Annotated in this window: 11 protein-coding genes; 5 read left to right on the plus strand and 6 right to left on the minus strand. The window is 63.4% G+C overall.

Annotation, left to right across the window (positions count from 1 at the left end; genetic code table 11):
- The first annotated feature begins 21 nt into the window (after positions 1-21).
- The 5 genes from cobG to C4J85_RS03015 all read left to right on the plus strand — a co-directional run bounded on the left by cobG (position 22) and on the right by C4J85_RS03015 (position 5,372).
- Positions 22-1,368, plus strand: a complete 1,347-nt coding sequence (gene cobG / locus C4J85_RS02995) for a precorrin-3B synthase (protein ID WP_124408962.1) — start codon at positions 22-24, stop codon at positions 1,366-1,368.
- Positions 1,361-1,987, plus strand: a complete 627-nt coding sequence (locus C4J85_RS03000) for a precorrin-8X methylmutase (protein WP_124361086.1) — start codon at positions 1,361-1,363, stop codon at positions 1,985-1,987. Before cobG ends, C4J85_RS03000 begins: the two co-directional genes overlap by 8 nt.
- Positions 1,987-2,718: a precorrin-2 C(20)-methyltransferase gene (locus C4J85_RS03005; protein WP_124365677.1), complete on the plus strand. Its 732-nt coding sequence runs from the start codon at positions 1,987-1,989 to the stop codon at positions 2,716-2,718. The genes C4J85_RS03000 and C4J85_RS03005 overlap by 1 nt, the downstream gene beginning before the upstream one ends.
- Complete coding sequence (gene cobJ / locus C4J85_RS03010) at positions 2,718-4,355, plus strand: precorrin-3B C(17)-methyltransferase (RefSeq protein WP_124408963.1); 1,638 nt, start codon at positions 2,718-2,720, stop codon at positions 4,353-4,355. The genes C4J85_RS03005 and cobJ overlap by 1 nt, the downstream gene beginning before the upstream one ends.
- Before the next feature lie 237 nt (positions 4,356-4,592).
- Complete coding sequence (locus C4J85_RS03015; RefSeq protein WP_124408964.1) at positions 4,593-5,372, plus strand: hypothetical protein; 780 nt, start codon at positions 4,593-4,595, stop codon at positions 5,370-5,372.
- Here the strand turns inward: C4J85_RS03015 and C4J85_RS03020 are convergent.
- From C4J85_RS03020 to dusB, 6 genes are all read right to left on the minus strand, one after another.
- Positions 5,369-5,965 carry a MarC family protein gene (locus C4J85_RS03020; RefSeq protein ID WP_065883442.1) on the minus strand — a complete coding sequence of 199 codons (597 nt, stop codon included), beginning with the start codon at positions 5,963-5,965 and terminating at the stop codon, positions 5,369-5,371. The two genes, C4J85_RS03015 and C4J85_RS03020, sit on opposite strands and share 4 nt — an antisense overlap.
- Positions 5,966-6,179: 214 nt before the next feature.
- Entirely contained in the window at positions 6,180-8,951 is a 2,772-nt protein-coding gene (locus tag C4J85_RS03025) for a hybrid sensor histidine kinase/response regulator (RefSeq protein ID WP_124369433.1), read from the minus strand.
- Between the two features lie 100 nt (positions 8,952-9,051).
- The gene (gene purD, locus C4J85_RS03030; protein ID WP_124408965.1) at positions 9,052-10,344 is read right to left on the minus strand and encodes a phosphoribosylamine--glycine ligase; all 1,293 of its coding nucleotides are present in this window, start codon (positions 10,342-10,344) and stop codon (positions 9,052-9,054) included.
- Positions 10,345-10,475: 131 nt separating this feature from the next.
- Positions 10,476-12,083 carry a bifunctional phosphoribosylaminoimidazolecarboxamide formyltransferase/IMP cyclohydrolase gene (gene purH, locus C4J85_RS03035; RefSeq protein ID WP_124408966.1) on the minus strand — a complete coding sequence of 536 codons (1,608 nt, stop codon included), beginning with the start codon at positions 12,081-12,083 and terminating at the stop codon, positions 10,476-10,478.
- 81 nt (positions 12,084-12,164) lie between these two features.
- On the minus strand, positions 12,165-12,485 hold the full coding sequence (fis, locus tag C4J85_RS03040; RefSeq protein WP_003221275.1) for a DNA-binding transcriptional regulator Fis: 321 nt from the start codon (positions 12,483-12,485) through the stop codon (positions 12,165-12,167).
- Complete coding sequence (dusB, locus tag C4J85_RS03045) at positions 12,482-13,495, minus strand: tRNA dihydrouridine synthase DusB (RefSeq protein WP_124406186.1); 1,014 nt, start codon at positions 13,493-13,495, stop codon at positions 12,482-12,484. The genes fis and dusB overlap by 4 nt, the downstream gene beginning before the upstream one ends.
- Between the last annotated feature and the right edge of the window lie 71 nt (positions 13,496-13,566).

Raw genomic sequence — 13,566 nt, forward strand, 5'->3', positions numbered from 1 at the left:
CATCCGACGGGCAGGCTTTTCATGCCGTCGGACAAAGCAGGCATAATACCGCGCCTTTACCCGTCAACCGGAAGCCCCGTGAAGCCAACGCCCGCTCTGAATACCTTGCGCCCCTCGGCTTGTCCGGGGTTGTTGCGCATCGTCCAGGCGCTGGACGGCGGTATTTGTCGGATCAAACTGGCCGGTGGCTCGATCACCGCGGCCCAGGCCAACGCCGTGGCGGACGCTGCCCAGGCGTACGCGGGCGGGGTGATCGAGGCGACCAACCGCGCCAACCTGCAGATTCGCGGGATCTGCGCCGAGCAGGAGGCCTTGATCGCGATGTTGCTGGCGGCAGGCCTCGGCCCGAGCAATGCGGGCGGTGATGACGTGCGCAACCTGATGCTCAGCCCCAGCGCCGGCATCGACCCGCAGATGCTGCTCGACACGCGCCCACTGGCCGGGCAGATCCTCGCCACCCTGGAAAACCATCCACGCTTTCATGAGCTGTCGGCCAAATTCGCCGTGCAGCTGGATGGCTTCGAGGCCTTGGCGATGCTCGAACATCATCACGATCTGTGGCTGTCGGCCTTCGAACAGGCGGGTGAAACCCTGCTCGCGTTCGGCCTGGCCGGCTGTCCTGGCCTGAATGCACCGTTGGCCGCTGTGCGCTTGGACCAGGGCCATGCGCTGGTGGTGGCCGTGCTCGACGCCTTTCTCGACCTGGCCACGCCGGAACAAACGCGCATGCGCCAGTTGGTTGTGGATAACTTACTGAGCCGCCTGAGCCTGCCTTTACTGCCGGCGAATGGCTTCAACCGCCCGGCCAGCGGCGCTTCAGGCCATCCGGGCAGTTATCCACAGCGCCAGCAAGGCCGGTTCTATGTCACCGCCGCCGCGCCATTGGGCCGCCTGGATTCGGCGATGCTCAAGGGCGCTGCACAGCTGGCCTGCGAGTATGGCGACGCCACCTTGCGGTTCACCCCTTGGCAGGGCGTGCTGCTGCCTAACCTCACGCAGCCAGGCGTGGTGACCGAGCAGTTGGCGCAACTGGGCTTTCTCTGCGCAGCCGACCAACCCCTGGCGCGCATGATCGCCTGCACCGGTTCCAGCGGCTGCGGCAAGGGCTTGTCGGATACCAAGGCCGACGCCGTGCAATTGGCCGCCCTGCAACCGGGTCACGACGTTCACCTGTCCGGCTGCCCGCGCTCCTGCGCCGCCGCGCACACCGCGCCGGTCACCTTGCTGGCGGTGAGCCCCGGCCACTACGACCTCTATTTTCGCGACGCTGCTCATCCAGGTTTTGGCCGGCTGCACGCGCGCACTCTTTCTATTGACGCGGCGGGCGCCTTGCTGCGCGCTCGCCCACGGAGCAACACCGATGATTGATTACATCCGCGACGGTCAGGAGATCTATCGCAACTCCTTCGCCATTATTCGCGCGGAGGCCAACCTGGCGCGTATCCCGGCGGACCTGGAGAAACTCGCGGTGCGGGTGATTCATGCATGCGGCATGGTCGAGGCCATCGACGGCCTGCAATTTTCCGACGGCGCAGGCAAGGCCGGGCGCGACGCGCTCGCGGCGGGCGCACCGATTTTATGCGATGCGCGGATGGTCTCCGAAGGCGTGACCCGTGCGCGCCTGCCGGCCAACAACAAGGTGATCTGCACCCTGCGTGACGACAGCGTGCCAGAGCTGGCGCGCGAGCTTGGCAACACACGCTCCGCCGCTGCCCTGGAACTCTGGCGTCCGCATTTGGCCGGCAGCGTGGTGGTGATCGGCAACGCGCCGACCGCCTTGTTCTACCTGTTGGAAATGCTCGACGCCGGCGCGCCGAAACCGGCGTTGATCCTGGGTTTTCCGGTGGGTTTTGTTGGTGCCGCCGAATCCAAGGCGATGCTCGCCGCCGATAGCCGTGGCGTGCCGTTCGTGATCATGCAGGGCCGCCTGGGTGGCAGCGCCATGGCCGCTGCCGCCGTCAATGCGCTCGCCACGGAGGTTGAATAATGCCTGCACGCGGACGTCTGATCGGCCTGGGCGTAGGGCCCGGTGACCCGGAACTGATCACCCTCAAGGCGCTGCGCCTGCTGCGCGAATCGCCGGTGGTGGCGTACTTCGTGGCCAAGGGCAAGAAGGGCAATGCCTTCGGCATCATCGAAGACCACCTGGTGCCCCAGCAAACCCTGATGCCGCTGGTGTACCCGGTGACCACCGAGGCGCTGCCGGCGCCGCTGTCCTATGAGCAAGTGATCAGCGATTTCTACGACACGGCCAGTGTCGCTGTGGCCGCGCACCTGGATGCCGGCCGCGATGTGGCGGTGATCTGCGAAGGCGACCCGTTCTTCTACGGCTCTTATATGTACCTGCACGACCGCCTCGCCGAACGCTATGAGGCGCAGGTCATCCCGGGCGTGTGTTCGATGCTGGGCGGTGCTTCGGTATTGGGCGCGCCGCTGGTGTATCGCAATCAGAGCCTGTCGGTGCTCTCTGGCGTGTTGCCCCACGATGACCTCAAGCGCCGACTGGCGGACGCGGATGCGGCGGTGATCATGAAGCTGGGGCGCAACTTTCCCAAGGTGCGCCAGGTATTGGAAGAACTCGGTCTGGCCGGGCGCGCGCTGTATGTGGAGCGAGCCACCATGGCCAATCAGAAAATCGTGCCGCTGGATCAGGTGGAGCCGATGTCGTCGCCGTATTTCTCGTTGATCATCGTACCCGGTGAACGGTGGCAAGGTTGATGAGCCCGGCGATTGTCATTCTGGGCCAGGGCAGCCTGGCGACCGCGCGCAGGATCCAGCAGCTTTACCCGGCTGCGCTGATCCATGGCCTGGACGGTCGGGTTGAGGGTGCAGACCAACGCTACAGCGAATTCGGCGCCACCCTGCGCCAGCTCTACCAGCAAGGCACGCCGCTGATTGCGCTGTGCGCCGCCGGCATCGTGATCCGCACCCTCGCGCCGCTCTTGCTCGAAAAAGGCGAGGAGCCGGCCGTGCTGGCCGTCGCCGAAGACGGCAGCGCCGTGGTGCCGCTGCTGGGCGGCCTGGGCGGCGTGAACGTGATGGCGCGGGAGATTGCCGCCGCATTGGGCGTGGCAGCGGCGATCACCACCAGCGGCGAGTTGCGGTTCGGCACCTGCCTGCTCAACCCGCCAACGGGCTATGCGTTGGCGGACCTGGAGCTGGGCAAGCGCTTTGTCTCGGACCTGCTGGCCGGTGAAAGCGTGCGCATCGAAGGCGCGGCGCCCTGGCTCGAGCAGGCCAATTTGCCGCAGGATCCGCAGGCACGCCTGGCGATTCATGTGGGCAGTGCCGAGCGTACGCCTGCCGCCAACGAATTGCTGATCTACCCGAAGACGGTGTGCGTCACCTGCAAGCCCGGTGCGCACCTGGCGGCACGTGTGCGCACGGCCTTGCATGAGGCGGGCGTTGCCGTGCAAGCGTTGGCGTGCCTGCTGGCGAGCGACACGCAGATGGCCGAAGCCTCGTTGCATGAGGCCGCGTTGGAGCTGGGTGTACCGCTGCGCTTTGCCAAGCTTGAGCCGCACGCGGACATCACCCTCAGCGTGGCCGAGCAGCCGGTGGATGTGTCACAGGTAGGCCGCCCGCGTGGCCGTCTCGCCGTGATCGGCCTCGGCCCCGGCGCCGCTGACTTGATGGTGCCGGCCGTCAAGGCTGAGTTGGCGCGCTGCACCGATGTGCTGGGCTACGAAACCTACGTGCGCATGGCCGGGCCGTTCCGTGATGACCAGGTGCAGCACTGCACGGACAACCGCGAAGAAATGCAGCGCGCACGTCACGCCTTCGAACTGGCCGCCCAAGGGCGCTCGGTGGTGGTGGTGTCGTCCGGCGACCCCGGTGTATTCGCCATGGCCGCTGCGGTGATCGAGGCGTTGCATGAGTCCAGCGACCCGGCCTGGCATCAGGTCGAGCTGCAAATCCTGCCTGGCGTCTCGGCTTCCCTGGCCACCGCTGCCCAGGCGGGCGCGCCGCTGGGGCATGATTTCTGTGTGATGTCGCTGTCGGATAACCTCAAGCCCTGGTCGATCATCGAAAAGCGTCTGGACCTCGCGTCCCAGGCCGACCTGGCGCTGGCGTTCTATAACCCGATTTCCCGTGCGCGTCCGTGGCAACTGGGGCGTGCGCTGGAGATCGTCGCGCAGCACCGCACGCCTGAAACACCGGTGGTACTGGGCCGTGATATCGGTCGCCCCGGCCAGACGCTGCGCGTCACCACGCTGGGCCAGCTCACCCCGGACCAAGTGGATATGCGCACCATGGTGCTGGTCGGCTCGTCCACCACCTGCACCTTTGCGCGTGCCGGCGGCGGGGAATGGGTGTACACACCGCGCTGGTACGGCGGTAAACCCGCCTCCTGAAAACACCTCGGCGGTGGTCCGAAAGCTCCGAATGACTCAAGGATTTTCCTGTAGTCGTCCGGGGCTTTTTCTTTTTTTCACGGCGAAACCATGAAGCCCTTCGTGCATGCCGCGCTATTGCTGGACGGCGCGCTTGGCCGAGCCGCGCCAAGGGATGTTTGTCGTCTGGAAAGCCCGCCGGTCAGTGGACTAGTGTGGTTACAAGCCCCGAGTCGGGGTGTACGTGGAGAATTGGAAATGGAGCGACATCACAGAAGGATCAACAGTACCAAAAGGCGCAAGTTGATTGCCGCCTACAAATTGCCGGGTGCGCCAGGCACGCACGCGGCTTCACCGCTGGACACCGAAGATGACTGCAATGCGGCGGTGGTCAACAACGGCGTGATTTCTTTCGCCGAGGGGTTGTCCGGGCTTAACCGCGAGTACATTCGCAAAAGCTACCTGTTGGCCAGCAGCTATGTGAGCGATGTATTGAATGTTCATCGGGGCACCGAGGCCTGGTACGACGAATTTATCAAGGTCATGGTCAGCCTCGGCTGGTTACCGTTGCGCAGCAGTTTTGAGCGAGTCTCACGGGTCGGCGAGGGGCTGACGGTGCAACTGGCCGCACTGAATATCATCGGCGCGATGCTCGCTTCGATGTCGTTGTCGGGGCCGCTGCTCAGCCTGCTGCCGAAACTGGCCGCGGATGCGCTGGAAGCCTTGAAGCAACAGCCGGCGTCGTTCGATTTGTTCAAGCGCAACTGCAGCGTGCACCAGGGCGGTGACTTTGGCGTGGCGTCCTGCGCGCAAACCAATGGCGAAGTGATGATGGTGCTGGTGACCTACAGCAGCCATGGCGTGAGTAAACAGGTGGGTTTGCCGTTCCTTGAATGGGACAGCTCATCGTTCGAGGCCTTCAGCGGGCAGACCTGCCTGGTGCTGAATACCTCGGTGGTCAACGAGAAGACCCTTCAGCTGATGCGTGACAGCGCGGGCGACAAGGTGCAGTCGGCCATTGCCAAATACCGGATCTAGGTCACCAGATAACCGCGCACCCCGGTAAAGATAATTTGCGCGGCCAGGGCACACACGAACAACCCCATCAACCGGCTGACAATCTGCAAGCCCTGGTCGCCGAGAATTCGTTCGATCCGATTGGACAGGTACAGCACCACGCCCACGGTAAGGCTGGCCAGGGCGATGCTGAGGATGGCGGTGAGCTTGTCGTCCCAGTGGGGCTGGCTTACCCCCATCACCAGCAGCGCGCCGATGGTGCCGGGGCCGACCGTCAGCGGGATGGTCAGCGGTACGATGGTCACGTCCTGCTGCACGTTATCGGTCTGCACCGCCGACTTGCCCTGGGCCATGCCCAGGGCGGAGATAAACAGCACGCTGCCGGCACCGATGCGGAAGGCATCCACGGTGATACCGAACACACTGAAAATCACCCGGCCGAACAGGTACAGCAGCACGCTCGATACCAGCGTCGCCAGCGCGACTTTCCACGCCAGGCGCCGCCGCTCCTTGCTGGAATAACCACGGGTCAGGCTGATAAAGCAGGACAGCACAAAGAACGGGCTATAGAGCACCAGCATCTTCAGGTAAACGCTGAACAACACATGGAGCATGAGGGGCGGCTCGCGGGTGGTGGAAGTGTGGAGGAGTCTATCAGGCGCCAGAGATCAAATGTGGGAGGGGGCTGATCGTTCCCACGCGCTGATCGTTCCCACGCTCCGCGTGGGAATGCATCCGGTGACGCTCCGCGTCACGCCAGGCGCAAGACGCGGAGCGTCCCAGGCGGCGTTTCCACGCGGAGCGTGGGAACGATCAGTCAACGATCAGTCAGGAGGGGGCGTGCTCTGGCCGTTGTTGGCGCTGCGCCACCCAGAATTCCACCAGCTCGCGCAACTGCGACAGCTCCACCGGCTTGGCCATATGCCCATCCATCCCGGCCTGGCGCGCACGTTCCTTGTGTTCCGAAAGAATGTGCGCGGTCAGCGCCACCACCGGCGTGCGTACACGTTGGTGGCTGACTTCCCACGCGCGCAGTTGCTGGGTGGCGGAGAAACCATCGAGGATCGGCATTTCACAGTCCATCAATACCAGGTCATAACGCTGGGCTTTCATCGCCTCCAGCGCTTCTTCGCCGTTGCTGGCGGTGTCCGGGTTGAGGTTGAGCTTGCCGAGCATGCCGCGGATCACTTTGGTAGAGATGCTGTTGTCTTCGGCCACCAGGATGCGGAAGTCGCTGGGCACCGTAATCACTGCCGGGGCGGCTGGAGCGGGGCGAGGGTGGGTCACGCCTTTGCTGCGTTGGGCCAGTTCGTCGGCCAGGGTGGTCTTGAGCGTATAGCCGGCCACCGGTTTGGCCAGGATGCGCTTGATCCCGCAGTTGCGCGCGATGATCTTGCTCGGTGCGTTGCTGATGCCCGTGAGCATGATCAGCAGGATATCGTGGTTCAGGCTCGGGTCTTCCTTGATCTTCGCCGCCAGCTGCATGCCGGTCATGCCGGGCATGTTCTGGTCCAGCAGCACCACGTCGAAGTAATCGCGCAGGTGCGCCTTGGTACGCAGCAGGGCCAGGGCCTCTTTGCCGGAAGCCACGGCGCTGACGTTCAGGCCCCAGGCCGAGCATTGCTGCAACAGCACCTTGCGGCAGGTGTCGTTGTCGTCCACCACCAGTACGCGTGCGTCCTTGAGCGGGCCGTCGAGATCGGAGGTCGGATGCTCGAGGCGTTCCGGGTCCAGCGGCAGGGTCAGCCACAGCGTGCTGCCTTGGTGACTGCCGCTCTTGATACCGAACTCGCCGTTCATCAACAGGATCAACTGACGTGCGATAACCAGGCCCAGGTGGCCGCTCAAGCGTGTCGCCGAGAGGAAGTTCTTGCTGTGCAGTTCGCTGTGCAGCAGGGCGTCGCGTTCGGCGGCTTCCATCGGCACGCCGCTGTCTTGTACCGCGATGCGCAGGCGTGGCTGGGTGCTGCGTTCGTCGAGGGCCACGACGATCAGCACTTCGCCCTCGTCGGTTTTGTGCAGGGCGTTTTCCAGCAGGCTCAGCAACGCCTGGCGCAGGCGTGTCGGATCACCGCTGATCACGCGCGGCACCTGGGGCTGGATGAAACTGATCAGCTCGACATTCTGCTGCTCGGCCTTGGCGCGGAAGATGCTCAGGCAGTCGTCGATCAGCGCGTTGAGGTCGAACTGCACATCATCGAGTTCGATCTGTCCCGACTCGAGCTTGGAGATGTCGAGGATTTCGTTGATCAGCGTGAGCAACTCGTTGCCGGCGCTGTGGATGGTCTGCACATAGTCGCGTTGTTTCACCGACAACGGCGTGCCCAGCAGCAACTCAGTCATGCCCAGCACGCCGTTCATGGGGGTGCGGATTTCGTGGCTGATCTTCGCCAGGAATTCGGCCTTGGCGGCAATTTCGGCGTTGCTGGCGGCCAGGTCGCGGCTGAGGCTGAAGCGGGTTTCGACAATGGCGCGCTGGCGCTCGCCGAGGGCCAGGCTCATCAACAGGCCGCTGAGGCAGATAAACGTGAGCAGGGTCACGATCAGGCCTTGCGGCGCCACCAGCGTGAGGCCGAGCAGGGCGGGCAGAATGATCAGCGTGCCGATGTTGAACACCACCATGCCGGCCACGAACAGGCGCGCCGGGCGATAGCCTCTTTGCCAGTGATAGGCCGAGACAAACAGCATGCTCAGGCCGGCCAGCGCGACCAGGGCGTAGGTGATGATGTTCAGCGGCAGGGTGTTGACGAACAACAGCAGCAGGCCACACAGCACGATCAACAAGATGTCGGCCATCAACAGTTTGTTCAGCGGGTGTGGGCCCAGGGGCATGAAGAAACGATAGGCAAACATCAGCCCGCAGGGCGCGGTCAGCAGCAGCGCGAGGTAGGCGCCTGGGGTCTGGATCGCATGCCAGTTCGGCAGCCATGGCCCCACCACGTTGAGCAACAGCGCCAGGCTGAGCATCAACAGCACTTCGCAGGCCGCCAGCCACAGGCTGCTGCGCGAGCGGTGGTAGGCGAAGCGTGTGAGGTTATGCAGAATCAGCATCAGCAGCACGCCGAACAACAGGCCATAGAGCAGCGTCTGGTTCTGGTTGGCGGCTGCCAGTACGGCGGGTTCCAGCGTGATGTAAGGGCGTAGCTCGTGCTCCGACACCAGGCGCAGGTACACCTCGAGCGGGCGCTGGCTCTGCGGCATCGGGAGCATGAAGTCACTGCTCGGCAGCGGGCGCTCGGCCTGGGGCTGGCGCGTGCCGGTGGTCTGCTGTTCCACCAGGGTATCGCCGTCCAACACATACAGGCTCAGGTGCGACAGGTCCGGCGCGAACACCCGCAGCACTTGTTCATGCTTGCCGGGTTGCAGCTTGAAGCGTACCCACAACGCACCGTCTGGCTGCGCGGCGGTAATCCGGTCCAGTTCGATGGGGCTGAATTGATTGGTGTAGCGGGCGGAGCGGATATCGCTCAGTTGCAGGTCGGCCTGCTCATCGAGCAATACTGCCCAACCACTGCCTTGCGCAGCGGCTTGAGCCGGGGCCAGGCAGAGCAAGGTCAGCAGGCTGACTGTAAAAGCTAAGGCGATCCTGAGCCAGCGCAAGGCGAAGTCCCTTCGTAGGTGAATGCACGGGTTAACTATGCGCGGGGGGCATGAGTACGGCAAGGGCCAGAGGCCCTTACCTACCCGAACGGATAGCTACTCAGTTGCTCTCGCCACGTTCACGGGCAATGGCGCGGTAACCGATGTCGGTGCGATAGAAGCAGCCTTTCCAGTCGATTTTCGCGGCCAGCTTGTACGCCTGTTGCTGCGCGGCGTCGACACTGGCGCCCATGGCGGTGGCGCACAGCACGCGGCCACCGGCGGTGACGACCTGGCCGTCCTTCAGCGCAGTGCCAGCATGGAACACCTTGCCTTCCAGCGCTGCCGCCGCCTCCAGGCCCTCGATCACATCGCCCTTGGCGTAATCGGCAGGGTAGCCACCGGCCGCCAGCACGATACCGACGCTCGGGCGTGGGTCCCACTGCGCTTCGACCTTGTCCAGGGCCTGGGCCAGCGCGGCTTCCACCAGCAGCACCAGGCTCGACTGCAGGCGCAGCATCACCGGTTGGGTTTCCGGGTCGCCAAAGCGGCAGTTGAACTCGATGACTTTCGGGTTACCGGCTTTGTCGATCATCAGGCCGGCGTAGAGGAAGCCGGTGTAGACGTTGCCTTCGTCGGCCATGCCGCGCACGGTCGGCCAGATCACCAGGTCCATGACGCGCTGGTGCACGTCGGCGGTGACCACCGGCGCCGGGGAGTAAGCCCCCATGCCGCCGGTGTTCGGGCCGCTGTCGCCGTTGCCGACGCGCTTGTGGTCCTGGCTGGTGGCCATTGGCAGTACGTTCTTGCCGTCGACCATCACGATGAAGCTGGCTTCTTCGCCGTCGAGGAATTCTTCGATTACCACGCGCGAACCGGCGTCACCAAAGGCATTGCCGGCGAGCATGTCGCGCACGGCGTCCTCGGCTTCCTGCAGGGTCATGGCGACGATCACGCCTTTACCCGCAGCGAGGCCGTCGGCCTTGATCACGATCGGCGCGCCTTTTTCACGCAGGTAAGCCAGGGCCGGCTCGATCTCGGTGAAGTTCTGGTAGTCGGCAGTCGGGATCTTGTGGCGCGCCAGGAAATCCTTGGTGAAAGCTTTCGAACCTTCCAGTTGAGCGGCGCCGGCGGTCGGCCCGAAGCAATCCAGGCCACGGCTGCGAAACAGGTCGACAACGCCGGCCACCAGCGGCACTTCCGGGCCGACGATGGTCAGGGAGACATTGTTCTCGGCGAAATCTGCCAGTTGCTCAAGGGCCAGCACGTCGATAGCGACGTTCTCGCACTTGGCTTCAATGGCGGTACCGGCGTTACCCGGTGCAACGAAAACTTTCTGGACGCGTGGGTCTTGGGCAACTTTCCAGGCGAGGGCGTGTTCACGGCCACCGCTGCCAATGATCAAAACATTCATTTCAAAAAACCTCGTTTAGCATGATCGTTCCCACGCTCTGCGTGGGAATGCAACACGGGACGCTCCGCGTCCCAAAGCGTGACGCAGAGCGCCACAAGAGGCATTCCCACGCAGAGCGTGGGAACGATCGATCAGTGGCGGAAGTGGCGCATGCCGGTGAACACCATCGCAATGCCAGCTTCGTCGGCAGCAGCGATGACTTCAGCATCACGCATCGAACCGCCCGGTTGGATCACGGCGGTCACACCGGCTTTCGCGGCATTGTCCAGACCATCACGGAACGGGAAGAACGCATCGGAAGCCATCACCGAGCCGGCTACCTGCAAACCGGCGTGTTCGGCCTTGATCGCAGCAATACGTGCCGAGTTCACGCGGCTCATCTGGCCGGCGCCGACACCGATGGTCTGGCGATTCTTGGCGTAGACGATGGCGTTGGACTTAACGTACTTGGCGACTTTCCAGGCGAAGATCAGGTCGTTGATCTCCTGCTCGGTCGGCGCGCGTTTGGTCACGACCTTAAGGTCTTGGCTGCCGATCATGCCGATGTCGCGGCTCTGCACCAGCAAGCCGCCATTGACGCGCTTGTAGTCCCAGGCTGCTGCGCGTTCAGCCGACCATTCGCCGCAGGCCAGCAGACGCACGTTGGCCTTGGCGGCGACGATGGCTCGGGCTTCTTCACTGACGCTTGGCGCAATGATCACTTCGACGAACTGACGCTCGACGATGGCCTTGGCCGTCTCGGCATCCAGTTCACGGTTGAAGGCAATGATGCCGCCGAACGCCGATTCGGTGTCGGTGGCGTAGGCCAGTTCGTACGCCTGGCGGATCCCGCCTTCAGCGTCCGGGCTCACGGCCACGCCGCACGGGTTGGCGTGCTTGACGATCACGCAGGCCGGTTTGACGAAGCTTTTCACGCATTCCAGCGCGGCGTCGGTATCGGCCACGTTGTTGTAGGACAGTTCTTTGCCTTGCAACTGGGTCGCGGTGGCGATGCCCACTTCGGCCGGCTTGGCTTCCACGTAGAACGCCGCGCTCTGGTGCGGGTTCTCGCCGTAGCGCATTTCCTGGGCCTTGATGAACTGGCTGTTGAAGGTGCGTGGGAACTGGCTGCGGCCTTCGGTGCTCAGGACGTCGGCGGCCTGGTTCACGGTGCCCATGTAGTTGGCGATCATGCCGTCGTAGGCGGCGGTGTGTTCGAACGCCTTGAGCATCAGGTCAAACCGCTGGGCGTAGGTCAGGCCACCGGCTTTCAGGCTGTCGAGCACTTGGGTGTAGTCGCTGGCATTGACCACGATGGCCACGTCTTTGTGGTTCTTGGCGGCCGAGCGAACCATGGTCGGCCCGCCGATATCGATGTTTTCGATGGCGGTCGGCAGGTCGCAGCCTGGCTTGTTGATGGTAGCTTCGAACGGGTAGAGGTTAACCGCCACCAGGTCGATCGGCTTGATGCCGTGCTCGTTCATGATGGCGTCGTCGATACCGCGACGACCCAGGATGCCGCCGTGGATTTTCGGGTGCAGGGTCTTGACCCGACCGTCCATCATTTCCGCGAAACCGGTGTAGTCCGCGACTTCTACTGCGGCCACGCCGTTGTCCTGCAGCAGTTTGAAGGTCCCGCCCGTGGAGAGGATTTCCACGCCAAGGAGCTGCAAGCTCCGGGCAAATTCGAGGATCCCGGTCTTGTCGGAAACACTGATCAAGGCGCGGCGGATCGGCAGGCGGGTAGTCTGGTCGGTCATCTCAATTTCCATCAAAAGCAAAGGAGTCAGCAAAAAAGGCGACCGTTTTTACGCGGGCGCCTTTCTGGTTTGATTGAATGCTTACAGCAAATCGTATTGCTTGAGCTTTTTGCGCAACGTGCCCCGGTTGAGGCCCAGCAGCTCACTGGCTTTGGTCTGGTTGCCCTTGACGTAGTTCATCACGCTTTCGAGCAGGGGCGCCTCGACTTCGGAGAGCACCAGGTTGTACACGTCCGTGACGGAAGCGCCCTCGAGGTGGGCGAAATAATTGTGCAGCGCCTTCTCGACACTCCCGCGAAGGGTCTGGCCTTCTTCGCTCGGCGTGTTGAGGTGCTGTTTCAAATTGACGTTGTCGCTCACGGGTGCTGTTCCACTCACTAAAGTCTCGGTCATCATCGTCATGCGGCCACCCCTTCTCCATCCCCTGTTCCCAGGCTCTTGTCACGTTCGGCGAAGAACTCACGAACGGTGGCGACCTGTGCCTGCGTTTCATCCAAACGGTTGAACTGAGCGCGAAATTCCCTGGCGCCCGGCAAGGTGGCGAGGTACCAGCCGACATGCTTGCGAGCAATGCGTACGCCCATCACATCCCCATAGAAGGTGTGCAGGGCGGCCAGATGCTCTAGCAGAATACGTTCCACCTCGGTCAGTCCCGGTGCCGGCAACACGTCGCCGGTACGCAGGAAGTGCTCGATCTCGCGGAAAATCCATGGCCGCCCCTGGGCGGCCCGGCCAATCAACACGCCATCGGCGCCGGTTGCGTGCAGCACGCGCCGGGCTTTCTCGGCTGAATCGATATCGCCATTGGCAAATACCGGCATCGACACCGCCTGCTTGATCGCGGCGATGGTGTCGTACTCGGCTTCCCCGGTGTAAAGGTCGGCGCGGGTGCGGCCATGCACCGCCAGCGCTGCAATACCTGCCTGTTCGGCGATCTTCGCCACCGTCAGGCCATTCTTGTTGTCCCGGTCCCAGCCGGTCCGAATCTTCAGGGTCACCGGCACATCGACTGCGGCGACAACGGCCTGCAGGATCTCGGCAACCAACTGCTCATCTTTCAGCAGGGCGGAGCCTGCGGCCTTGTTGCAGACCTTCTTGGCCGGGCAGCCCATGTTGATATCAATGATCTGCGCGCCCAGCTCCACATTGGCCCGGGCCGCCTCCGCCAGCATCTGCGCATCACCCCCGGCGATCTGCACCGAGCGTGGCTCGGGATCACCTTCGTGGATCATGCGCATCCGCGACTTGCGGGTGTTCCACAAACTCATGTCGCTGGTGACCATTTCAGAGACTACTAGACCCGCGCCCAAACGTTTGCAGAGCTGACGAAAGGGCTGGTCCGTGACGCCCGCCATTGGGGCGAGGATCAAGCCGTTGTGCAATGTATATGGGCCGATGCGTACCGCCGACATAGGACTTCCCTGTTGTGGGGCCGGATCATTAGAGTTCGAAAAAGGGTTGGCATGATACCCGCTCTCGATGA

Source organism: Pseudomonas sp. R4-34-07 (genome assembly GCF_003852375.1).
Taxonomy (GTDB): domain Bacteria; phylum Pseudomonadota; class Gammaproteobacteria; order Pseudomonadales; family Pseudomonadaceae; genus Aquipseudomonas.